The organism is Nonomuraea mangrovi (assembly GCF_042681425.1).
Classification (GTDB): Bacteria; Actinomycetota; Actinomycetes; order Streptosporangiales; family Streptosporangiaceae; genus Nonomuraea; species Nonomuraea mangrovi.
Window position 1 is genome coordinate 133,852 of sequence record NZ_JBHUFV010000083.1, and the last position, 23,104, is coordinate 156,955.

The following is a 23,104-nucleotide window of genomic DNA, read 5'->3' on the forward strand; positions in this document are numbered from 1 at the left end:
TGTCCGCCACACGGTTGAGCAGATGGGAGGGTGCAATGGACATGGACACCGGACCGGCGCAACAGGCGCCGATCGTCGCCCGAGGGGTCCGCAAGCGCTTCGCGGGCAACGCGCGCCCCGCGCTGGACGGCGTGGACCTCACGGTGCAGGCAGGCAGGGTCTGCGCGCTGCTCGGCGGCAACGGCGCGGGCAAGACCACGATGGTCAGGATCCTGACCACGCTGACCAGGGCGGACGAGGGCACGGTCCGCGTCGCCGGGTGGGACGTGGTCGGCCAGGCGACGCAGGTGCGCGCGTCGATCGGGCTCGTGGGCCAGTACGCGGCGCTCGACGAGCTCCTGAGCGCAAGGGAGAACCTCGAGCTGTTCGGCAGGCTGGCGGGCCTGAACCGCCACCGCGCCCGCGTCCGCGCGAGCGAGCTGCTCGAGACGGCGGGGCTGACCGAGGTGGGAAGGCGAGCCGTGGGCACGTTCTCCGGTGGGATGCGCCGGCGGCTCGACCTGGCGACGTCCCTCATCACCACGCCGGCGGTCCTGTTCATCGACGAGCCGACCACGGGGCTCGACCCGCAGGCGCGGCACGACCTCTGGGCCTCGGTACGCGTCCTCGCCGACGCGGGCACCACCGTCCTGCTGACCACCCAGTACCTCGAGGAGGCCGACGAGCTGGCCGACGACGTGGTGATCCTCCGGGAGGGCGCGGTCATCGCGCAGGGAACGCAGGAAGACCTCAAGAGCCTCGTGGGCGAGCCGCGCTGGGAGCTGCGCCGGCCGACCCTCGAGGACGTCTACCTCCATCTGCACGCCACCCGACCGGCAGGAGCCCCCGCCTCATGACCACCATCTCCCTTGCGGAACCCACACGAGCGACCGGGCGGACGCGGCTGTGGCGGGAGGCGGCCATCCTCACCGGGCGCACCGTACGGCACTGGCGGGCCAGGCCCGTGACGTTCGCGATCCAGTTGCTGTTCCCCGTGCTCGTCATTCTCATGATGGGCGGCCTGCTCGGCGGCGCGATCGCGGGAAGCTCGGGCGACTACATCCTCTACGTCATCCCCGGCGTCCTCGCGTTCACGATGCTGTTCGGCGTCGAGACGACCATGACCGCGGTCACGACCGACGCGGCGAGGACGGTCACCGACCGGTTCCGCTCGCTGCCCATCTCGCCTGGATCGGTGCTGCTCGGCCGCGTCCTCGCCGACCTGCTGACCTCGGTCGTGGAGCTCGTCGTGGTCACCCTCGCGGGCCTGGCCCTCGGCTGGCGGTGGGAGAACGGGCTCCTGCCCGCTCTCGCGGCGTACGGCCTGCTGCTCTGGCTGCGCTTCGGGCTCCTGTGGTTCGGCGTCTGGGCGGGCCTGACGGCCGGCTCCCCCGAGGCCGTGAGCGCCGCCCAGCTCCTGGCCTGGCCGATCGGGTTCCTGTCGACCGTGTTCGTCAAGCCGTCCACGATGCCGGGCTGGCTCGGCGCGATCGCCGAATGGAACCCGCTCTCGGCGACCGCCACCGCCGTCAGGGAGCTCTTTGCCGGCGTCCACCAGGGAGGGCTGACCTGGGCCGCGGAGCACGCGCTCCTCACCGCGGCTGCCGGTCCGCTGTTGCTCACCCTGGTCTTCGCGCCCCTGGCGATCCTGGCATTCAAGGGCCTGGGCCGATGACCGGCCTCGACCAGGTGATCCGCATCCGCGGCGCGCGTGAGAACTCCCTTCAGAACGTCGACGTCGACATCCCCAAGCGCAAGTTGAGCGTCGTCACCGGGGTTTCGGGCTCGGGCAAGTCGTCCCTGGTCTTCGACACGCTCGCGGCGGAGTCGGGGCGGCAGCTCAACGAGACGTTCTCGGCCTTCGCGCAGGGCCGGCTGCCCAGCTACGGGCAGCCGGACGTCGATCACCTGGAGAACCTGTCCGCGGTGATCATCGTCGACCAGAAGCGTCTCTCGGGCGGCCCGCGCTCCACCGTCGGCACCGCGACCGACATCGGAGCGCGCCTGCGACTGCTGTTCTCCAGACTCGGCAAGCCCTCTGCCGGGTACTCCAACGCCTACAGCTTCAACGACCCGGCGGGCATGTGCCCGAACTGCCAGGGACTGGGCGTGGCCGCCACGGTCGTCGTGACCGAACTCGTCGACGAGGACCGTTCGCTCGCCGAGGGCGCGATCACGTTCCCGCCCTTCGCACCGGGACAGTGGATGTGGAGGGCCTACGCGCGCTCGGGCTTCTTCGACGCCGACAAGAAGATCCGCGACTACACCGCCGAAGAGCGCGACATCCTCCTGCACGCTCCCGCCGGCACCCTGAAGCCGCCCGCGGGCATGGACGCCGCCGGCTCCGCCTACGAGGGTCTGCTCCCCCGGTTCACCCGCGTCTACCTACAGCGCGAGCCTGAGTCGTTCAAGGGCGCCCAGCGGGAGGCGTTCGAGCGCATCGTCGCCAGGCGGCGCTGTCCCGACTGCGCGGGCTCGCGGCTGGCGGACCCAGCACGCGCCAGCCTCATCGACGGGCGCTCCATCGCCGACTGCAACGCGATGCAGGTCGACGACCTTCTCGCGACGATCGACTCCTTCGACCGCCCCGAGGTCGCGCCGCTGGCCGGCGTGCTCCGCGAGCACCTGCGGCGCATGGTCACGCTCGGACTGGGCTACCTGAGTCTCGACCGCGCGACCTCGACGCTCTCAGGCGGCGAGTCGCAGCGTGTCAAGATGGTGCGTCACCTCGGCAGCGCCCTCACCGACATGCTCTACGTCTTCGACGAACCCACGGTCGGCCTGCACCCGCGCGACGTGCACACCCTCGGCGAGATGCTGCTCGCCCTCCGCGACCGTGGCAACACGGTGATCGTGGTCGAGCACGCGCCCGCGGTCATGGCCATCGCCGACCACTGCATCGACATGGGACCCGGCGCGGGAACGTCGGGCGGCCACGTCGTCTTCGAGGGCACCTACGCAGCCCTCCGCCGGGCCGACACCCCTACGGGGGCCGGGCTCAGGGCGGACAGGACCGAGCGGGGAGATCCGCGCCCCATCACCGAGTGGATGCTCATCGAGCACGCCTCCACCCACAATCTTCGCGACGTCACCGTGCGCGTCCCACGCCACGTCATGACCGTGGTGACCGGCGTGGCGGGGTCGGGCAAGAGCAGCCTCATCCTGGGGCACCTGCCCGCCGTCGAGCCCGGCGCGGTCGTCATCGACCAGCGGCCGATCCGCGGCTCGCGCAGGTCCAACGCGGCGACCTTCACCGGCGTGCTGGACTCCGTCCGCCGGATCTTCGCGAAGGCGACCGGTCAGCCCGTCGGCCTGTTCACCCCGAACTCGACCGGCGGCTGCCCCGCCTGTGAGGGGACCGGCCTGATCTACACCGATCTGGCGTTCATGGAGGGCGTCACCACCCGTTGCGAGACCTGCGAGGGCAGGCGCTTCACCCCCGAGGCCCGGCGGCACACGGTCGACGGCCGCTCGATCGCCGACGTCTTCGAGATGAGCGTCGACGACGCGCGGGCCTTCTTCACCCAGAAGCCCGTCCTCGAACCCCTCGACCGCCTGGACGACGTGGGTCTCGGGTACCTCACCCTGGGGCAGCCGCTCAGCTCCCTGTCCGGTGGCGAGCGGCAGCGGCTCAAGCTCGCCGCCGAGCTGGCCGCGCCGGGCCGTACGATCATCCTGGACGAGCCCACGACCGGGCTGCACATCGCGGACATCGAGCGGCTCGTCGGCCTCCTCGACCGGCTGGTGAACTCCGGGGCCACGGTGGTCGTCATCGAACACGACCTCGACGTCATCCGCGCCGCCGACTGGATCATCGATCTCGGGCCCGAGGCGGGGCACGACGGCGGCCGCGTCGTCTTCGAAGGCACCCCGCGGCAACTGATCGCCACCTCCAGCACGCACACGGCTCGCCACCTCCGCCACCACCTCGAATCCACCGGCCTGTCATGACCACGACCCACCACCGCCACCCACCGACCCACCGACCCACCGACCCACCGACCCACCGACCTGTGACGACCACGACCCGCCGCCTCCGCCCGCTGGCCTGTGACGACCACGACCCGCCGCCCTCACCCACCGATCCACCTGCGTCACCCCGCGCACCCGACCACGCGCCGCCGCACCCGCACACCTGCCACCCTCGCGCTCCGGGTTCGCCTGACCGTGAGCCGCCGCCTCGCCGACGGGAGGAGGTGACGTCCCGCCCCATGGGACCGCCTCGCGCGGGCGTCATCGGTGGGCCCCGCATCCGCGCAGGTGGGCGCCCCGCGCAGGTGGCCCCCGCGCAGGTGTGATCAGGGTCACGGGCGGCGGGTGTCAGGGATCGGGCCGCTGCCCGGTTCAGATGGTGACTCAGAAGGAGGAACCATGACACACCGCATCGTGGTGCTGGGAGCCGGCTACGCGGGCCTGGCCGCGGCCAAACGAGCCGCCGGGCGGTTGCGCGGCACCGACGCCCGAATGACCCTGGTCAACGCGGCCGACAGGTTCGTCGAACGGGTGCGCCTGCACCAGCTCGCCGCCGGGCAGGCCTTGGCCAACCTCCCCCTCGCCACCCTGCTGGAGGGAACGGGCGTCGAGCTCGTCATCGCCAGGGCGACCGGCATCGACCTGCCGACCAGGCGCGTACGGCTCGACGCGGCGCCGTACGAGCTGAGCTACGACACGCTCGTCTACGCGCTCGGCAGCGGCGCGGACCTGGACGGCGTCCCGGGCGTCCGCGAGCACGCCTTCAACGTCGCCACCGCCGATGAGGCGTTGCGCCTGCGGGCGGCACTGACGGGAAGCCCGGCGCCCGCCGGAGACGCGCGACCGCAAACGGGTGGCCCGGCGGTCGCCGGAGACGCGCGACCGCAAACGGGTGGCCCGGCGGTCGCCGGAGACGCGCGACCGCGAGCGGGGAACCCGGCGGTGGCGTCCGGCGGTGTGGGGCTGCCGCGGGAGGCGAGCCCGGCGCTCGCGCACGGCGGTGACAGGCTGCGGGCGGCGGCGGAGGGCGGACCGACGGTCGTCGTGGTGGGCGGCGGGCTGACGGGGATCGAAGCGGCCGCCGAGCTGGCCGAGACCCACAGGAATCTGAAGGTGGAGCTGGTCACGGGAGACAGGGTGGCCGCGAACCTGTCGGGACGGGCCCGTCTGCATCTGTTCAGGTCCTTCCACCGGCTCGGCGTCAAGGTGCGCGAGCAGGTCGTGATCGGCGAGGTCACCGGCGAGGGGCTGGTCCTCGACGACGGCAGGGGCCTTCCCGCCGACGCCGTGGTGTGGGCGGCGGGCTTCGCGGTGCCCGGGCTGGCCGCGCAGGCGGGACTGGCCACCGACGCGCGCGGGCGGATGATCGTCGACGACACGCTGCGGTCGGTGTCGCACCCCGAGGTGTTCGGCGTGGGGGACGCGGCGGCCGCCGCGGCCACGGGCGGCCTGGCGCGGATGTCGTGCCAGACCGGGATCCCGATGGGCCTGTCCGCGGGGAACGGGATCGCGGACCTGGTCGCGGGCCGGGATCCGGCGACCGCCAGGATTCGTTACGTCTGGACGAACATCAGCCTGGGCCGCCGAGACGGCGTCACCCAGTTCACGCGGGCCGATGACAGTCCGCTCGGCGACGCCGTCCTCACCGGCAGGGCCTCGGCGCTCTTCAAGGAGTTCATCACCAGGGGCACCGTTCTGACGATGCGCCATCCGGGCCCCTACCTCCCCTTCAGGAGGCCCGGCAGGTGATCGCCCGCCGTACCGGCGCCCAGCGGGCGGCGCGCCGAGGGACGAGCGGGCGGCGTGCCGTACGACGAACGACGGGGCCGGGGCGATCACGCGTCGGCCCGCTCAGAGCCGGACCAGCATCTTGCCCACGTTGCCGCCGCGCATGAGGTCGAGGAAGGCGGCGGGGGCGTGCTCGATGCCGTCGACCACGGTCAGCTTGGTGTGCAGGGAGCCGTCGGCCAGCCATCCCGCCGCCTTGCCGATCCACTCGGGGAACAGGTGGAAGTAGGAGTTGACCAGCATGCCGCGCAACGTCGCGTCCTTGTGCGCGAGCGAGAACAGGTTGGCCGGCCCTGGGATGGGCGCGGTGGCGTTGGCGGCGCTGATCGCGCCCACCATGGCGATCCTGCCGCCGTGGCGCAGGGCGTCGATGGCGGCCACCAGGTGGTCGCCGCCGACGTTGTCGACGTACACGTCGACGCCGTCGGGCGCGGCCTCTGCCAGCCGCGCCGCCAGCGAGCCCTCCCTGTAGTCGATGGCGGCGTCGAAGCCGAACTCCTCCACCACTCTCTTGGCCTTCAACGGCCCGCCGGCCGAGCCGATCACCTTGGCGGCGCCCAGCTTGCGGGCGAGCTGGCCCGCGACGCTGCCGACGGCTCCGGCCGCTGCCGAGACGAAGACGACGTCGCCCTGCCGTACGGGTGCCACCTCGGTCAGCGCCGCATACGCGGTCAGGCCTGTGGTGCCGAGCGCGCCCAGGTAGGCTTCGGCGGGCGCCAGAGCGGTGTCGACCACGGTCGCGGCCGCGGCCTCCACCACCGCGTACTCCCTCCAGCCCGCGAAGTGCGCGACCGTCGCGCCCACGGCGATGCCGGCGGAGCGGGAGGCGACCACCTCGCCCACCGCTGAGCCGTCCATGGGGGCGTCGAGCTCGAAGGGCGGGATGTAGGACTCGACGTCGTCCATCCGCCCGCGCATGTACGGGTCCACCGACATCCAGGTGTTGCGGACCAGGATCTGTCCCTCGGCCAGGTCGGGGACCTCGGTGGCCGCCAGGGAGAAGTTCGAGAGCGCCGGCTCGCCGACGGGGCGGGCGGCCAGGCGGATCTCACGGTTTGCGATCACGGTGTCTCTCCTCGTTCGTGGATGGGCACCACAGTGCGGCAGGGCGCGCACGATCGGCTGGCGGTCCGCTGGGGGTCGGCTGGGGGTCAGGACGGGAACACCCCTCCGGGATCATGCCTTCGCTCTCAGGGGTGGTTTCAGGGACGTCCCTGAAGGCGCTCCCCCGGGCGTGTAGGAGTGTAAGCACCGTGAAGACGAAGAAGACGATCGTGATGGCGGGCCTGCTGGGGCTCGGAGTGCTGCTGACGGGCTGTGGCGTCGCGGGCGCCGAGGAGCGCGACACGGCCTCCTACGAGGTCACCGACAAGGTGGCGGGCGTCAAGATCGAGGGGGACTCGGGTGCCATCGTGGTCACCGAGTCCGACCGTCAGGGCATCCACGTGACGGAGACCCTGACATGGCGGAAGAACAAGCCCAAGCCCACTCACGTGGTGCAGGGCGACACGCTGGTGCTGACCTTCACCTGCCCGCCCTCGGTGGGGCTGGCCAGCTGCGACGTCGGCTACGAGGTCGAGGTGCCGCGGGGGCTGAGGATCAGGGCCGGATCCGACTCCGGCGAGGTGACGCTGCGCGCGCTGTCCGGCGAGGTCGAGGCGGAGAGCGACTCGGGCAGGATCGAGGCCAGGGACCTGACGGCCAAGCGGGTGACGGCCGAGAGCGACTCGGGCGACCTGACGCTCGTGTTCGCCGGGCAGCCCGACAGGGTCAAGACGAGGACGGACTCCGGCCAGACCGAGGTGCGTGTGCCGCAGGGGCCGTACAACATCACGACCGAGACGGACTCGGGGAGCAAGAAGATCGGCGCGAAGGCCGACACCTCGGCCTCTCGCGTGATCGACATGTCCAGCGACTCGGGCGACCTCGAGGTCACCGCTTCCTAGCTCCCGCCGTCCTCGCCTCCGGCGCTCCGACGCGGGAGGCGCCGGCTAGCGGAACAGGTGGGCGTTGGCGGCGGCCCACTCGGCGAACGGGCGCGGCGGGCGGCCCGTCACCTGCTCGACCGTCGGCAGAACGGCCGACTCGTCCAGGTTGCCCGCGGCGAAGAAGTCGAAGAACGCGTCGACGTACATCTCCGGCATCGCCGCGCTCATCTGAGCGCGCGCCTCCTCGTCGGACAGGCCAACGAAGGTCAGGTCGCGTCCGAGCGCCTGCCCGAGCATGCGCAGCCGGTCGGCCGGGAGCAGCGACTCGGGCCCCGTGATCGGGTACACCTGGCCCTCGTGCCCGTCGGCGACGAGGGCCGTGGCGGCGACGGCGCCGATGTCGAGCGGGTCGACGGCCGCCACGCGTACGTCGGGGAAGGCGTCCCTGACCACGTCTCCCGCCTTGAGCTGGTCGAGCCAGCGCAGGGTGTTGGCGAAGAAGGTGCGCGGCCGCAGGATCGTCCACGCCACGCCCGAGGCGCGGACCAGTTCCTCAGACTCGATGTGGTAGCGGGAGACGGCGTTGTCACGGTTGCCGGTCTCCGCCGCGCTGGCCGACAGCAGCACCACGCGTGGGACGCCCGCCTTGCGGATCTCCTCCAGCGTCTCTTCCATGCGGTCGTAACCGCTGAGCAGGAACACCCCGCGCACGCCGCCGAGCGCCGCCGCCACCGAAGCGGGGTCGTTGAGGTCGCCCATCGCCAGTTCGGCCGGCAGGTCTGCCTCGCGTCTGACCAGCGCGCGGACCGGCGTTCCCGCCTCGGCGAGCGCCCTGACGACCGCGCCGCCCGCGTTTCCCGTGGCTCCAGTGACAAGGATCATGACGTCCTTTCTACTAGAGGCGGACGCTTCTCCTAGAACAGGACGGACATGAAGGTGTCGACCTCGCGGAAACCGACCTTCCGGTAGACGGCCCGCGCGGGGTGGTTGAAGTCGTTGACGTACAGCGAGACCACCGGCGCGAAGCAGGACAGCGCCGCCTCCACCACCGCCGCCATCCCCGCCACCGCGTGGCCGTGACCGCGCAGCGCGGGATCGACCCACACGCCCTGGACCTGGCACGCCTGCGGGGTGACCGCGCCGATCTCGGCCTTGAAGACGACCTTGCCGTCCTCGATGCGGGCGTAGGAACGGCCGATGCGGATCAGCTCGGCGACCCGCGTGCGGTAGAGCGCGCCGCCGTCTCCGCCGTTCGGCGAGACGCCCACCTCCTCGGTGAACATCGCGACGCAGGCGGGCAGCAGGATGTCGAACTCGTCCGGGCGTACCCGCCGTACCAGCGGGTCGGCGGGCACCGGCGACTTCTGCGAGGTCGCCATCACCGGCTGCGACCAGCGGATCGCCCTTGCCCGCCCCCAGTACGGCTCGAGCCGCTCCCACAGCAGCTCGACAGCGGTCGCGGGCCCGACGATCGACGAGCACCTGCGCCCCTGCTTGCGCGCGCGGTCGGCGAAGGCATGCACGGCCTCGGGACCGGCGTTGACCGGCACCAGGTTGGCTCCCGCGTAGCAGAGCGAGGTGAGCGCGCCACGCGGCCCGAATCCCCACATCTGCCCGCCCAGGCGCGTCGGGTGCAACCCGACGCTCCTGACCCTGGAGGCGACGAAGACGTTGGCGACAGGATCGGTGTCAAGAAGTGCGAGCACTTCGTCCCTGTCGCTGTCGTCGAGCACGCGCGACGCCGATGTACGCAGCATCACACCGGCCAGCCTACGCGACCTGCCCCCTTTTGACAGGAACCACGCCATCTATCGGGCGCCGAGCAGCTCCGGCATTCGGCGAGGGTCGCGCGGGCCCTCCGGCGCGGCCATCCGCGGAGCGGCGACCGGCGGCGGCGTGCCCTCGCAGAGGGTGTCGGCCGGCGGCACCGTCCCGTCATTCAGGTAGCGGACCAGGTGCCGGTCGACGCAAGGGTTGCCGACCAGCGACGTCCCGTGGTTGCCTCCGGGCTCGACGACCATGCGGGCGCTGGGGAAGCGCTGCCGCAGGTTCAACGCTCCCTCGTACGGCGTGGCGGCGTCACGCCGCGACTGGAGCATCAGGATCGGCGGCAGCGACGGATCCGCCTTGACGGTGACCGGGGTGCCCCCCGGCTCGGACCAGAACGCGCACGGCGCGTTGTACCAAGCGTTCGGCCAGGTCAGGAAGGGGGCGACGCGGTGCGAACTGGTCATGTCGGCGTGCCACGTGGACCAGTCGCGCGGCCATGCGGCGTCGCGACACTGCACGCCGAGGTAGACCGCGTAGCTGTTCTCCTGCTCGGCGTCGTTCGCGGCGTGCTGGCGCCAGGCGTCGACCAGGCCCTGCACGTCTCCCCGCTGGACGTAACGCGACCAGACCCCGGCCAGTTGGGGCCAGATCGCGTTGGAGTAGCCGCCGACGGTGAACAGGTCGTCCAGCTCGCTCGGCCCGACCAGGCCACCCGCCGGCCTGGCGCCCAGCCGCTGGCGCATGGAGGCGTAGGCGAAGGCGGTCTGCTTCGGTGTGCGGCCGAGCCCGTAGACGGCGTTGTTCTTGGCCGTCCAGGCGAGGAAGTCGCGATGGCGGCGCTCGAAGGACCTGTTCTGGGCGAGGTTGGCCTGGTACCAGATGCCGGTGGGGTCGACCGAGCTGTCGAAGACCATGCGCTTGACCCTGCCGGGGAACAGCGTGGCGTACACGGCGCCGAGGTAGGTGCCGTAGGAGTAGCCGAGGTAGCTGATGCGCTGCTCGCCCAGCGCGGCCCTGATGCGGTCGAGGTCGCGGGCGGCGTTCTCGGTGGTCAGGTGCGGCAGCATCCAGGCCCACAGGTTGCCGCAGCGGGCGGCGTACTCCTGGGCCCTGCCGATCAGCACCTGCTCGGCGGCCGGTCCGCTCGGCACCTGGTCGGGGCGGGGCGCGGCGTAGAAGCGGGCCGGGTCCACGCAGCGCAGCGCAGGCTCGCTCTTGCCGACCCCCCGCGGGTCGAAGCCGATGACGTCGTAGCGGGAGGCCAGCTGCGGAGGCAGCGCCGCGGCGACGTACTTGGCCATCTCCTGCCCCGACGCGCCGGGCCCTCCCGGGTTGACCAGCAGCACGCCGAGGTGGTTGGCGTCGCGGGAGACCGTGCCCTTGATCCTGTTGAGCGCCACCGTGATGTGCTGGCCGTACGGATCGTGGTAGTCGAGCGGCACCCTGACCTCGCCGCACTCGACGCCCGGCTGCTCGGGTGTGTCGGCCACCTGTTCGATGAGCCCCAGGCCGCCGAGCACCTGGTCGGCGACCGAGGGCTGCTTCCCGCACGGCCCCCAGACCACCTCGCCGCCGATTACCCTCGTCTGGGCGTCCGCGGCGCCACCGACTCCGGCGGTCAGCAGCGCCAATACCACACCAATCCCGACAACCCGCTTCACCCGGCTGCACTCCCTCTGCTCCATAGGACGAGCCGATGATGCCGTGAGCGACAGCGGGCACACGCAGCGTATCCGGAATTGATTACCAATCTGTAACGCTCTCCTTGCTCTCCGTACGGTCCGGATCCCTGCCGGGCACGGGGCCGTTCCCGCCGTCCGCTCTCCTCGTGCCGGCCAGGGTGATCACGGACAGCGTCGCCACGGCGGCGAGGCAGGCGAGCGCGACGCATGCCGCGTGGAGCGCGACGGTGAAGCTCGGGCCGTCCAGCCGTCCTCCGCTGAGCGCCGCCAGCATCGCGCCGACGCCCGCGAGCACGACGGTCTCCGTCACCAGCCGCGCGGTGTTGAACAGGCCGGCCGCCGCGCCGACCCGTTCCTGCGGCACGCCGGCGATCGCCAGGCCGTCCAGCACGCCGTTCGACAGCCCGACGCCGACCCCTACCAGGGCGAACGGTGCCAGCATCCCCAGCGGGGCGCTGCCCGGTCCCACGGTGACCATCAGCAGCGCCCCCACGCCGCTGATCGCCACCGAACCCGCTGCGGTCGCCACGGGTCGCACCCTCGCAAGCGCCGCGCCGGCCGGGGGCAGCACCACGGCGGGCACGGTGAGCATGAGCAGCCACAGTCCCGCCTGCCCTGGTCCCATGCCGACGACGGAGATCAGGTACGACGGCAGGTAGACCACCAGCGGCACCAGGATGCCCATGAGCGCGCCCGCGGCCACGGCGAACGCCACGAAACGCCGGTCGGCCAGCAGGTCGAGCTCGACCATCGGGTCGGCGGAGCGCCGTTCCACGACGACGAACACGAAGCCGAACGCCACAGCCGCCACGAGGGCACCGAGGACGAGCGGGCTGCCGAACCCCAGGGCGGGCCCCTCGTCCAGCGCGAAGATCAACAGCAGCAGCGACGTGGTGAAGAGCACCGCTCCTCGCCAGTCGACGGTACGGCCCTCGCCGCCCCTGAGCCTGGGCAGCGCGCCGACCAGCGACAGGACGACGGCGGAGATCACCGCGGGCACGGCGAACACCGCCCGCCAGCCGAGCCAGTCCACCAGCAGGCCGCCTGCGGTGGGGCCGAAGGCGAGCCCGGCGCCGAGCACCGCGCCGAGCAGGCCGAAGGCGCGGCTCCTCGCCTGGCCGTCGAAGGCGGCGGCCAGTATCGACGAGCCGCCCGTCGTCGCCGCGGCGGCGCCGATGCCGCCGAGGGCGCGCACGACGTTGAGGACGAGGATGTCACCGGCAAGGGCGCCGGCCAGGCTGCTCGCGCAGAACAGCGCGACGCCGCAGGCGAAGACGCGCCGCCGGCCGAGGACGTCCGTCAGCGAGCCCGCGAACACCAGGAAGGCGGCGAAGCAGGCGTTGTAGCCGTTGACCACCCATTGGGTCGCGGCCAGGCTCGCGCCCAGCTCGGCCCTGATCCCCGGCAGCGCGACCGACGCGCCGGTGATCGTCAAGGGGATGGTGAGGAAGGACAGAAGAACGATGAGAAGAGTTTTGCGCACCGCGCGCTCCGCAGGTCGATCATGGAGCCGGGCAGCGGTGATGGCCGCACCGGCGAACTGACATGCTGATGCGGCGGCTCAGGAAAGGGAGGGCGCCGCCGCTAGAGGCGGCGGACTCTGTCCGAGATGGGCACGGTCTATCTCTATCGGTACAGGCGGGCGATCGTCAAAACCCTTTCGGCCGACCCGAACCACGCGCCCGGCCGGCCCGCCCGGCGGATGGGAGCACGCCCCCGACTTCAACGGTCGAGGACCGTGGCGCAGGGGATGCCGGGAGCCCGCCGGGCCGTGCCGGCGTCACGGACTGGCGTTCGCGGGTCCCCTGAGAACCCCACGGGCCGACGCGGGCGGTCGCGGTCCTGCCGAGCCGTGCGACCGGACCGCCCGCGGGGCATGCGGGCGGTCGCCGGTCAAGGTCTCGTGGCCTCTCGCTTCTCGCTAGGGAGATCAGCCGACGGTGACCTGGACGCCGGCGTCCTCGTCGTCGAGATCGACGTCCACGCCCATCTTGTCGGCGATGCGCAGCGCCTCCTCGATCAGCGTCTCGACGATCTGGGACTCGGGGACGGTCTTGATGACCTCGCCCTTCACGAAGATCTGCCCCTTGCCGTTGCCGGAGGCGACCCCGAGGTCCGCCTCGCGCGCCTCGCCAGGCCCGTTGACGACGCAGCCCATGACCGCGACGCGCAGCGGCACCTTCATGCCCTCGAGCCCGGCCTGGACCTGCTCGGCGAGGGTGTAGACGTCGACCTGGGCGCGCCCGCACGACGGGCAGGAGACGATCTCCAGGCCTCGCTCGCGCAGCCCGAGCGACTCCAGGATCTGGGCGCCGACCTTGACCTCCTCGACGGGAGGAGCGGACAGCGAGACGCGGATGGTGTCGCCGATGCCCTCGGCCAGCAGAGCGCCGAACGCCACGGCGGACTTGATCGTGCCCTGGAAGGCGGGGCCCGCCTCGGTGACGCCGAGGTGCAGCGGGTAGTCGCACTGCATGGCGAGCTGCCGGTAGGCGTTGATCATCACGACGGGGTCGTTGTGCTTGACCGAGATCTTGATGTCGCGGAAGTCGTGCTCCTCGAACAGCGAGCACTCCCACAGCGCCGACTCCACCAGCGCCTCGGGCGTGGCCTTGCCGTACTTCTGCAGCAGCCGGGGGTCGAGGGAGCCCGCGTTGACGCCGATGCGGATCGGCACGCCGTGGTCCTTGGCGGCCCGCGCGATCTCGCCCACCTTGTCGTCGAACTTCTTGATGTTGCCGGGGTTGACGCGGACGGCCGCGCAGCCCGCCTCGATGGCGGCGAAGACGTACTTCGGCTGGAAGTGGATGTCGGCGATGACGGGGATCTGCGACTTCTTGGCGATGATCGGCAGAGCGTCGGCGTCGTCCTGCGACGGCACGGCGACGCGGACGATCTGGCAGCCGGAGGCTGTCAGCTCGGCGATCTGCTGCAGCGTCGCGTTGATGTCGGCCGTGACCGTGGTGGTCATCGACTGGACCGAGACCGGCGCGTCGCCTCCTACCGGCACGGTGCCGACCATGATCTGGCGGGAGTGGCGCCGCTCGGCCAGCGGCTTGGGACGGACCGAAGGGATGCCCAGTGCTACGGAAGTCACGTCCCCCAGTCTAGGCAGCGATAGGGACCGTCCGGTTACGTGGTTGAGAACATCCCTTTGGCGGCATGACGCGCCCATGCGTCAGCGGCGAGAACCTCTTCGATCGATTCGGCCGGAGTTGTGACGTGCTGTTCGACGACCTTCGCCACAGTGTCGACGATCCCCAGGAAGGGAAGTCTGCCTTGCTGGAAAGCCTCGACGCACACCTCGTTGGCGGCGTTGTAGACGGCGGGGGCGGTGCCGCCTTCGGTGCCGACGTGCCTGGCGAGCGCGACCGAGGGGAAGGCCTCGTCGTCGAGCGGCTCGAAGGTCCAGGTGTGCGCCCTCGTCCAGTCGACGGCGGAGGCGGCCCCCGCGACGCGTCCTGGGTGGCCCAGCGCGAGCGCGATCGGCAGCCGCATGTCGGGCGGGCTGGCCTGGGCGATCGTGGAGCCGTCGACGAACTCCACCATGGAGTGGATGATCGACTGCGGGTGGACGACGACCTCGATCCTGTCGAAGCCGATGTCGAAGAGCAGGTGCGCCTCGATCACCTCCAGGCCCTTGTTGACCAGGGTGGCCGAGTTGATGGTGATGACGGGCCCCATCGACCAGGTGGGATGCGCCATCGCCATCTCGGGCGTGACGTCGGCGAGCTCCGAGCGCCTGCGCCCGCGGAACGGACCTCCGCTGGCCGTGACGACGAGCCTGCTGACCATCTCGGGGTCGTAGCCGCTGCCCGGCGGCGCCGCGGCCCACAGGCTCTGCTGCAGCGCCGAGTGCTCGGAGTCGACGGGGATGATCTGCCCTGGCTTGGCCAGCCGCTTCACCAGCGGCCCTCCGATGATCAGCGACTCCTTGTTGGCCAGGGCGAGCGTGCGCCCCGCCTCCAGGGCGGCCAGCGTGGACGTCAGGCCCAGCGCGCCGGTGATCCCGTTGAGCACGATGTCGGACTCCATGGCCGCCACCTCGGCGACCCCTTCGGGCCCGCCGAGAACGGCGACCCCCGGCAGTTCCCGCCTGAGAGCGGGTACGGCCGCCGCGTCGGCGACCGCGACGACCTTGGCGCCCGTGGCGACGGCCTGACTGGCGAGCAGGTCGAGCCGCCCTCCTCCCGCGGCGAGCGCGGTGACGCGGAACCGCCCGGGGTTGCGGTCGATGACGTCGAGGGCCTGGGTGCCGATGGATCCTGTCGATCCGAGCACGGTCACGGAGCGGGAGAGGTCTGAGTCCACGGGCCCATTGTTCCGCATGCGCCGCAACTCCTGTTAACCAGGTGAATTCATGTAAATAAATGTCCGAATAACGCTATATCCGTCTACGCAAATCTTGAGAAATCTGGATATTGGTGCCGCTAACTTCCAACCTCAGTTCCGGTCAATGGAGGTACGCATGCACCGCAGACTCGCTCTGCTTTCCATCCTCACCATCGCCGCCGGCACGGCGACACTGCCGGCGGCGGCGGCACAGGCGGGAGCGGAACCGAAGCCGGTTACCGAGGAGGCCGCCGAGACCAAGACCGAGCAGAAGGCGGTCACGCAGTACTGGACTCCGGAGAAGATGGAGGACGCCCAGCCGCTCAACCCGCCCGCCCCCAAGTCCGGCGCCAAGCTCGGCGCGCCGGGCGAGCCGACCACGGGCGTCCCGTGGGAGGCCCCGCCCACGAGCTCGACCCCCACCGACCCCCAGGCCGCCAAGGCGAGCTCCGGCACCGCCTGGACCGGCGGCGGTGCGATCACCAAGACCGCGGGACGGGTGTTCTTCACCTACCAGGGCCGCAGCGCCTCCTGCTCGGGCAACGCGGTGACCAGCGCGAACAAGAGCGTGGTGATGACCGCGGGTCACTGCGTGAAGATGGGCGGCGCCTTCCACACCAACTGGGTGTTCGTGCCCGGCTACGACAAGGGCGCGCGGCCGCACGGCACGTGGGTGGCCACCAAGTTGCTGACCACGCCGCAGTGGGACTCCCGCGAGGACATCAACTACGACGTCGCCGCCGTGGTGGTGGCGCCGCTGCAGGGCAGGACCCTGACGGACGCCGTGGGCGGGCAGGGCGTGGCCTTCAACCAGGGCAGGCGCCAGCAGATGCACTCCTTCGGCTACCCGGCCGCCGCGCCGTACGACGGGTCGAAGCTGATCTACTGCAGCGGCAAGGCCTTCGACGACTTCCTGATGTCGAAGGACCACGGGCTGACCTGCAACATGACCGGCGGTTCGAGCGGCGGGCCATGGTTCGTGAGCTTCGACGAGAAGACGGGGCTCGGCACGCAGAACTCGGTGAACAGTTTCAAGTACAACTTCGCGCCCAACTGGATGTTCGGCCCGTATTTCGGCACCGAGGCGCAGGCCGTCTACAACGCGGCGCAGAATACGAACGCGCTCTGAGCTGATTTACCGAAAGTAGTCACAAGAACACACCTAGTAGTGCAGACTCGGGGCTCATGACCTCGAGCCTCCCCCTGCTTGCGTCCGCACCTCTCGTCGCAGGCATGATGGGCGCGGCACTCATCGGCGCCACGCCCGTTCACCACGCTCCGAAGCAGGACGTCGCCGCTCCTGCGCGGCCGGCGGACGTCGTCGAGCACGTGGCCGCACGCAGCTCTCACGAGCAGCGCCGCGTGCTCGACTACTGGACACCGCGGCGGATGTCGCAGGCCCTGCCCATCACGCTGCTCGACACCGTGACCAAGGGCGGGCCGGCCAAGGACGGCGGCCTGCTCAGCGGTCTCAGCAGCCGGATGGGCCTGGTCACCGCGCCCGAACTGGCGGGCGCCACGGGCAGGGTCGGCACGCCGCGCAGACAGACGGCCAGACCCGCGGCCACGACCAGCGGCTCCCACTGGATGACGGGCGGAGCGGTCACCCGCACGACGGGGCGGGTGTTCCTGACGATGGACGGCGTCGACTTCGTCTGCTCGGCCAGCACGGTCAAGAGCGCCAACAAGGACGTCGTGGTCACCGCGGGTCACTGCGTCAAGGACGGCAAGGGCGCCTGGGCGGCCAACTGGACGTTCGTGCCGGGCTACGAGGCCGGGGGCGGCAGGCCGTACGGCACCTTCACCGCTCGCCGCATGTTCGTTGCCGGCCCGTGGTCGCGTTCCGGCGACGACAGCTACGACGTCGGCATGGTCGCGCTCAACACCTCGGGCGGCAGGCACGTCGCCGACACGGTCGGCGTCCAGGACATCGCCTTCAACCCCGGCCGCGGCGGGCAGACCTACGGCTTCGGCTTCCCCGCCGACCCTCCGTTCGACGGCGAGCGGCTCATCTATTGCGCGGGCAGGGTCGGCGACGACCCCCACGGCCAGACCCGCGACCAGGGCCTGCGCTGCGACATGACCGCCGGTTCGAGCGGCGGCCCCTGGCTGTCCTCCTTCGACGCGGTGACCGGGCGCGGCACGCTGACATCGGTGAGCAGCTTCAAGTACAGCGACGACCGCGGCACCATGTACGGCCCCTACTTCGGCGACTCCGCCAAGGCCCTGTTCGCCACCGCCGAAAGGGCCTGACCGGACGGCAAGGGAGTGACCAGGACGGACGGCCGGCCGCGTACTCGGACACGTGCCGATCCGGCCGGCGCGCTGTCACAACGCTGAAATACGGGCGCAACACGCGACCGGGACCTCCTGCCGGCCTCTACGCCTCCTCCGGCTATCGTCCGATCCCCCGTTTCGGCCCCTACGCGGAGTGCGCGGAGAGCGTCTGCTTCGAGAAGCACCTCTAGCCGGACGCCTGCTCAAACACCGCCTCCTAGCAGGCATTTCGCAAAATATTTGGCTGAATGACCAGTCAGTGGGTATGGTTCGCAGCATGAGAATCCTGCTTGTGGGAGCCGGCGGCGTCGGCTCCGCCGTCGTGTCCATCGCCGCCCGCCGAGATTTCTTCGAACACATCGTGGTGGCCGACTCCAAACAGAACCGGGCGGCCGAGGCCGTCGCCAAGGTGAACGACCCCAGGTTCAGCGCCGTCGAGCTGGACGCCTCCGACCGGGCCCAGGTCACGGCCGCCCTGCGCGAGCACCGCTGCGACGTGCTGTTCAACGCCGTGGATCCTCGCTTCACCATGTCCCTGTTCGACGCCGCGCTCGAGGCGGGCGCCCACTACCTGGACATGGCCATGTCCCTGTCCAGGCCGCACCCGCGCAGGCCGTACGAGCTGACGGGCGTGAAGCTCGGCGACGAGCAGTTCGCCCGCGACCGCGACTGGCGCGCGAACGGCAGGCTCGCGCTGGTCGGGATGGGTGTGGAGCCGGGGCTGGCGGACGTGTTCGCCAGGTACGCCGCCGACCACCTGTTCGAGACGATCGACGAGGTGGGCATCAGGGACGGCTCCAACCTGGTCGTCGAGGGCTACGACTTCGCGCCGACCTTCTCCATCTGGACCACGATCGAGGAGTGTCTGAACCCTCCCGTGGTGTGGGAGGACGGCGGGTGGCGCACGACCGAACCGTTCAGCGAGCCGGAGGTGTTCGACTTCCCCGAGGGCATCGGCCCCGTGGAGTGCGTGAACGTCGAGCACGAGGAAGTGCTGCTGGTCCCGAGGTGGATCGACGCCAAGAGGGTGACGTTCAAGTACGGCCTGGGCGAGGAGTTCATCGGCGTGCTGAAGACCCTCCGCAAGCTGGGCCTCGACGGCACCGACAAGGTCAGGGTGGGCAAGGAGGAGGTGGCGCCGCGTGACGTGGTCGCCGCCAGGCTGCCCGACCCTGCGACGCTCGGCGACAGGATGCGCGGCAAGACCTGCGCGGGCACGTGGGTGAAGGGCACCGGCAAGGACGGCCTGCCGCGCGAGGTGTACCTGTACCACGTGGTCGACAACGCCTGGTCGATGAAGGAGTACGGCGCGCAGGCCGTGGTGTGGCAGACCGCCATCCACCCCGTGGTCGCGCTGGAGCTCCTGGCGCGCGGCGCGTGGAAGGGCGAGGGCGTGCTGGGCCCCGAGGCGTTCGACGCGGTGCCGTTCCTCGAACTGCTCAACGAGTACGGCTCGCCGTGGGGGATGCGGGAGCAGTCGAGGACGCGGGCGGCCTAGAGACCGGGGAAGGCCACCACACCGGCGGGAAAGATCGGGAACAGCGCCTCCGCGCAGTCGACGCACGCCATCACGCGTGAGTCGTCGGAAAGACGGCCGACGTGCACCCTGGGGCGCGGCCAGCGCTTGTGACAGACGACGCACGCGTCGCCCTCACGTTGCGCCGCGCTCATACCGTCGGCGTCGAAGCTCACCAGGCCGGGCCAGTCCATCACACTCCTCGCGCTAGCCGCTGGGGGTCATACCCGAACCGTTATAGCCCGGTGATCGTTTAGCGCGGTGCCAAGCGACGGTGAAAACTCGGCGATGGCGACACGCAAAAACGGGCATCCAGCGCAAGCCGGATGCCCGATTTTCACGTAGTTATGCGGACAGCGCCTTTTCGAGGATGCCGAGACCCTCTTCGAGCAGGTGCTGAGGCATGACGAGCGGCGGCAGGAAGCGCAGCACGTTGCCGTAGGTCCCCGCCGTCAGCACGAGCAGGCCCTCGGCGTGACACCTGCGGACGATCTCGGCCACGGCCTCGGGGTTGGGCTCCTTGGTACCGGGCTTGACCAGCTCGATCGCGATCATCGCGCCACGCCCGCGGACGTCGCCGATGATGTCGAAGCGCTCCTGCATGGCCTTCAGCCTCGGCAGCATGATCTCGCCGATGCGGCGCGCCTTGCCGACCAGATCCTCCGACTCGATCGTCTCCAGGACGCCGAGCGCGGCCTCGCACGCGAGCGGGTTGCCGCCGTAGGTGCCGCCGAGGCCGCCCGCGTGCACCTTGTCGAGCAGGTCGGCGCGGCCGGTGACCGCGGCCAGCGGCAGGCCGCCCGCGATGCCCTTGGCGGTGGCGATGATGTCGGGCACGACACCCTCGTCCTCGCAGGCGAACAGCCGGCCCGTGCGCGCGAAGCCGGTCTGCACCTCATCGGCGATGAAGACGATGCCGTTCTCCCGGCAGAACTCGGCGATGCGCGGCAGGAAGCCCTTGGCGGGCTCGATGAAGCCACCCTCACCGGCGATCGGCTCGATCACGACCGCGGCCACGTTGGTGGCGCCGATCTGCTTGGTGATCGCGTCGATGGCCTGGGCGGCGGCCTCCTCCGCGCAGTTCTCGGGGCCGGTCGGCCAGCGGAACGGGTAGGCGAGCGGCACCCGGTAGACCTCGGGCGCGAACGGACCGAAGCCCTGCTTGTAGGGCATGTTCTTGGCGGTGAGCGTCATCGTCAGCAGCGTGCGCCCGTGGTAGCCGTGGTCGAACACGACGACGGCCTGCCTGCCGGTGGCCAGGCGCGCGACCTTGACCGCGTTCTCGACGGCCTCGGCGCCGCTGTTCACGAGGAACGTGCGCTTCTCGTGGTCGCCGGGCGTGAGGCTGTTGAGCTTCTCGCACACCTCGACGTACGACTCGTAGGGCGTGACCATGAAGCAGGTGTGCGTGAAGTCGGCGACCTGCTTGGTGACCCGCTCGACCACGCGAGGAGCGGCGTTGCCCACGCTGGTCACGGCGATGCCGGAGCCGAAGTCGATCAGGGAGTTGCCGTCGATGTCGACGACGACACCGCCACCGGCCTGGGTCACGAAGACCGGCAGCGTCGTGCCGATGCCTGGCGGTACCGCCGCCTGCTTGCGTGCGAGCAGCTCCCGCGACTTCGGTCCTGGGATCTCGGTGACGAGGCGGCGCTCCTGCGGAAGCGCGGGGCCTCCCTGCTTGTTGCTCATGCTGCGACGGTACGGCGGGCGGCGCCATGTCTCGATGTGTCGTGATGGCACAATGGGCCTAGCTCGCTTTGCCGGAATGGACAAACACTCGATGGCGCCTTCTCTGCAGACAGTGGTGCGCCGCATGCGGCTGCTTCCGCTGGCCGGTTCGCTCGACCGCCCTGTGCGGTGGGTCGCGGTCAGCGAGTTGGAAGATCCGACGCCGTTCCTGGAGGGCGGCGAACTGGTCCTCACCACGGGGATGCGCCTGACGGCCGACTTCCGCCCCTACGTCGGCAGGCTGGTCGAACGTGGGGTGGCGGGGCTCGGCTTCGCCGTGGGGCTGACCCACGAGAAGGTGCCCGAGGAGCTGGTCGAGGCGGCGGCCGCGGCGGGGCTCCCGCTGTTGGAGGTGCCGCGCGAGACGCCGTTCATCGCGATCGGCAAGACGGTCAGCGAGCTGCTGGCGGCCGAGCGGTACGAGGAGCTCAGCCGGGCGTTCGCCGCGCAGGGCAGGCTGACGCGGGCGGCGCTGCGCCCCGAGGGCACACACGCGCTGATCGACAGGCTGGCCAGGGAGGTCGAGGGCTGGGCCGCGCTGCTCGGCGAGTCGGGCGAGGTCGAGCACGCGACGCCCGACGCCCGCCTCGACACCGTCGTTCCCGTCCTCGACCGGCTGCGCCGCGCGTCAAGGGACGGCCATCCCGCCGAGCGGCCGCTGTCCAGCGTGGCGCTGTCGTCTCCCGGCGAGCACGTGATCGTGCAGCCGATCGGGGGCGTGTCCAGACGCATCCGCGGCTTCTTCGCGGTCGGCGCCCCGCACCCCTTCTCCCCCGTGGCGCACACCGTCATCAACGCCGCAGGCTCCCTGCTCACCCTCGCGCTGGAGCAGGGCAGGACGCTGGTGGCGGCCGAGCGCGGCGTCCGCTCGGCCGTTCTGGCCCTGCTGCTGGCGGGCGAGATCGAGCAGGCGCGCGCGGCGCTGGCCCCGCTGGGCGGGCGGCTGCCCGACGAGCCCTTCACCGTCCTGGCGGCCGACGTCGAGACGCTGGAGCCGCTGGAGCCGCACACGTTCACCAGCGGAGGGATCGCGCTGGTCGGGGAGGTCCCCGCGCTGCTCGACGGCCCCGTCGGGGCGAGCTCGCCGGTGCTGTACGGCGAGCTGGGAAGCGGCATCGACCAGGCGGCCCGCGCGCTGGAGTCGGCGCGCAAGGCGGGCGCGGGGACGGTCAGCTTCGCCGAACTGGCGGGGCAGGGCCTGCTGGCGCTGCTCGACCCCGCGGCGGCGAGCGCGTTCGCCTCCGCGATGCTCGCCCCGCTCCACGAGTACGGCTCGCGGGCCGACCTCATCGAGTCGTTGCGCGCGTATCTGACGGCCAACGGCCACTGGGACGCGGCGGCGCAGCGGCTCGGCGTGCACAGGCACACGCTGCGCTACCGGATGAAGCGCGTGTCGGAGCTGCTCGGCCGTGACCTCGACGACCCGGGGGTGCGCGCCGAACTGTGGATCGCGCTCAACTCTTCGGGGCCAGGTAGCCGCAGATCGTCGCGGTCGTGACGGCCTCGTAGGTGCGGCCGTCGCGCAGGTGACCCGCGCGTTCGAGGCTGATCGCGCCCTGCGCGGCGGCCCACAGCGCGTCGGCGATCTTGCGGGGTTGGGTGGGGACGAGGTATCCGGCCGAGATGCAGTCGGAGATCACCCTGTCGAGGATGTTGAGGGCGGCGCGGGCCAGGGTTCTCGCGCGCTCGCTCGGCTCGAACCCGGGGATCGCCTTCTCGAACATCAGCGTGTAGAAGCCCGGCTCGGCCATGCACGCCTCGCGGTAGGCGGGGCCGAGCGCGGTGAGGTACTCGAAGGGGTCCTTCCGCGCGGGCACGCCTTCGAGGAAGCGGCGGAACCGCTCGAAGCCCTCCAGGTAGAGCGCCTCGGCCAGGCCCTCCCTGCTGCCGAACATCGTGTAGATGACCGTCGTCGAGCAGCCCGCCTCGGTGGCGATCCTGCGCATCGACAGACCGTCCGCGCCCTCGGTGGTCAGCAGGGTCGCGGCGACCTCAAGGAGACGGCCGCGGAGCTGATCGTGAGATGTCCTCTCGCCCAGCAGGTAGGCACCCTGAAGCCCCAGCGGCGCAGTGGAGGTCATGGGGCTTGGCCTTTCACGCTCGGAGGAACCGCACCAAGAGGACTTAGC

19 protein-coding genes are annotated in these 23,104 nt (G+C 71.1%); 9 read left to right on the forward strand and 10 right to left on the reverse strand.

Annotated elements, in window-relative coordinates:
• The first annotated feature begins 41 nt into the window (after positions 1 to 41).
• The 4 genes from ACFSKW_RS49500 to ACFSKW_RS49515 all read left to right on the forward strand — a co-directional run bounded on the left by ACFSKW_RS49500 (position 42) and on the right by ACFSKW_RS49515 (position 5,700).
• Positions 42 to 836, forward strand: a complete 795-nt coding sequence (locus ACFSKW_RS49500) for an ABC transporter ATP-binding protein (protein ID WP_379581882.1) — start codon at positions 42 to 44, stop codon at positions 834 to 836.
• Positions 833 to 1,654 carry an ABC transporter permease gene (locus tag ACFSKW_RS49505; RefSeq protein ID WP_379581884.1) on the forward strand — a complete coding sequence of 274 codons (822 nt, stop codon included), beginning with the start codon at positions 833 to 835 and terminating at the stop codon, positions 1,652 to 1,654. The genes ACFSKW_RS49500 and ACFSKW_RS49505 overlap by 4 nt, the downstream gene beginning before the upstream one ends.
• Positions 1,651 to 3,930, forward strand: coding sequence for an ATP-binding cassette domain-containing protein (locus ACFSKW_RS49510; RefSeq protein ID WP_379581886.1), 2,280 nt, complete (start codon positions 1,651 to 1,653; stop codon positions 3,928 to 3,930). The genes ACFSKW_RS49505 and ACFSKW_RS49510 overlap by 4 nt, the downstream gene beginning before the upstream one ends.
• A 420-nt stretch (positions 3,931 to 4,350) precedes the next feature.
• Complete coding sequence (locus ACFSKW_RS49515) at positions 4,351 to 5,700, forward strand: NAD(P)/FAD-dependent oxidoreductase (protein ID WP_379581888.1); 1,350 nt, start codon at positions 4,351 to 4,353, stop codon at positions 5,698 to 5,700.
• Positions 5,701 to 5,802: 102 nt separating this feature from the next.
• Here ACFSKW_RS49515 and ACFSKW_RS49520 read toward each other — a convergent pair whose 3' ends face one another.
• The gene (locus ACFSKW_RS49520) at positions 5,803 to 6,804 is read right to left on the reverse strand and encodes an NADP-dependent oxidoreductase (RefSeq protein WP_379581890.1); all 1,002 of its coding nucleotides are present in this window, start codon (positions 6,802 to 6,804) and stop codon (positions 5,803 to 5,805) included.
• Between the two features lie 188 nt (positions 6,805 to 6,992).
• On the opposite strand from ACFSKW_RS49520, the gene ACFSKW_RS49525 reads away from it, so the two are divergent.
• Positions 6,993 to 7,685, forward strand: a complete 693-nt coding sequence (locus ACFSKW_RS49525) for a DUF4097 family beta strand repeat-containing protein (RefSeq protein WP_379581892.1) — start codon at positions 6,993 to 6,995, stop codon at positions 7,683 to 7,685.
• A 45-nt stretch (positions 7,686 to 7,730) separates the two neighbouring features.
• Here ACFSKW_RS49525 and ACFSKW_RS49530 read toward each other — a convergent pair whose 3' ends face one another.
• The 6 genes from ACFSKW_RS49530 to dxr form a co-directional block, all read right to left on the reverse strand.
• Positions 7,731 to 8,549 carry an NAD(P)H-binding protein gene (locus ACFSKW_RS49530; protein WP_379581894.1) on the reverse strand — a complete coding sequence of 273 codons (819 nt, stop codon included), beginning with the start codon at positions 8,547 to 8,549 and terminating at the stop codon, positions 7,731 to 7,733.
• A 32-nt stretch (positions 8,550 to 8,581) separates the two neighbouring features.
• Positions 8,582 to 9,424, reverse strand: coding sequence for a GNAT family N-acetyltransferase (locus ACFSKW_RS49535; RefSeq protein WP_379581988.1), 843 nt, complete (start codon positions 9,422 to 9,424; stop codon positions 8,582 to 8,584).
• 51 nt (positions 9,425 to 9,475) lie between these two features.
• On the reverse strand, positions 9,476 to 11,074 hold the full coding sequence (locus ACFSKW_RS49540) for an alpha/beta hydrolase (protein WP_379581990.1): 1,599 nt from the start codon (positions 11,072 to 11,074) through the stop codon (positions 9,476 to 9,478).
• Between the two features lie 106 nt (positions 11,075 to 11,180).
• Entirely contained in the window at positions 11,181 to 12,602 is a 1,422-nt protein-coding gene (locus tag ACFSKW_RS49545) for an MFS transporter (protein ID WP_379581896.1), read from the reverse strand.
• A gap of 447 nt (positions 12,603 to 13,049) precedes the next feature.
• Entirely contained in the window at positions 13,050 to 14,216 is a 1,167-nt protein-coding gene (ispG, locus tag ACFSKW_RS49550; protein WP_379581898.1) for a flavodoxin-dependent (E)-4-hydroxy-3-methylbut-2-enyl-diphosphate synthase, read from the reverse strand.
• Positions 14,217 to 14,251: 35 nt separating this feature from the next.
• Complete coding sequence (dxr, locus tag ACFSKW_RS49555; protein WP_379581900.1) at positions 14,252 to 15,448, reverse strand: 1-deoxy-D-xylulose-5-phosphate reductoisomerase; 1,197 nt, start codon at positions 15,446 to 15,448, stop codon at positions 14,252 to 14,254.
• Positions 15,449 to 15,587: 139 nt separating this feature from the next.
• Here dxr and ACFSKW_RS49560 point away from each other — a divergent pair, with 139 nt between their 5' ends.
• The 3 genes from ACFSKW_RS49560 to ACFSKW_RS49570 all read left to right on the forward strand — a co-directional run bounded on the left by ACFSKW_RS49560 (position 15,588) and on the right by ACFSKW_RS49570 (position 19,226).
• Positions 15,588 to 16,580, forward strand: coding sequence for a peptidase (locus ACFSKW_RS49560; RefSeq protein ID WP_379581901.1), 993 nt, complete (start codon positions 15,588 to 15,590; stop codon positions 16,578 to 16,580).
• Positions 16,581 to 16,636: 56 nt separating this feature from the next.
• Positions 16,637 to 17,704 carry a trypsin-like serine peptidase gene (locus ACFSKW_RS49565; protein ID WP_379581903.1) on the forward strand — a complete coding sequence of 356 codons (1,068 nt, stop codon included), beginning with the start codon at positions 16,637 to 16,639 and terminating at the stop codon, positions 17,702 to 17,704.
• Positions 17,705 to 18,005: 301 nt separating this feature from the next.
• Positions 18,006 to 19,226, forward strand: a complete 1,221-nt coding sequence (locus tag ACFSKW_RS49570) for a saccharopine dehydrogenase family protein (protein ID WP_379581905.1) — start codon at positions 18,006 to 18,008, stop codon at positions 19,224 to 19,226.
• On the opposite strand, the gene ACFSKW_RS49575 is transcribed toward ACFSKW_RS49570, so the two are convergent.
• Both ACFSKW_RS49575 and gabT read right to left on the reverse strand, forming a co-directional pair.
• Positions 19,223 to 19,438, reverse strand: coding sequence for a hypothetical protein (locus ACFSKW_RS49575; RefSeq protein WP_379581907.1), 216 nt, complete (start codon positions 19,436 to 19,438; stop codon positions 19,223 to 19,225). The two genes, ACFSKW_RS49570 and ACFSKW_RS49575, sit on opposite strands and share 4 nt — an antisense overlap.
• A 151-nt stretch (positions 19,439 to 19,589) precedes the next feature.
• Positions 19,590 to 20,936, reverse strand: coding sequence for a 4-aminobutyrate--2-oxoglutarate transaminase (gabT, locus tag ACFSKW_RS49580; protein WP_379581909.1), 1,347 nt, complete (start codon positions 20,934 to 20,936; stop codon positions 19,590 to 19,592).
• 124 nt (positions 20,937 to 21,060) lie between these two features.
• Between gabT and ACFSKW_RS49585 the strand changes: the two genes are divergently transcribed.
• Complete coding sequence (locus ACFSKW_RS49585) at positions 21,061 to 22,473, forward strand: PucR family transcriptional regulator (RefSeq protein ID WP_379581912.1); 1,413 nt, start codon at positions 21,061 to 21,063, stop codon at positions 22,471 to 22,473.
• On the opposite strand, the gene ACFSKW_RS49590 is transcribed toward ACFSKW_RS49585, so the two are convergent.
• Positions 22,430 to 23,056, reverse strand: a complete 627-nt coding sequence (locus ACFSKW_RS49590) for a TetR/AcrR family transcriptional regulator (protein WP_379581914.1) — start codon at positions 23,054 to 23,056, stop codon at positions 22,430 to 22,432. The genes ACFSKW_RS49585 and ACFSKW_RS49590 overlap by 44 nt on opposite strands.
• Between the last annotated feature and the right edge of the window lie 48 nt (positions 23,057 to 23,104).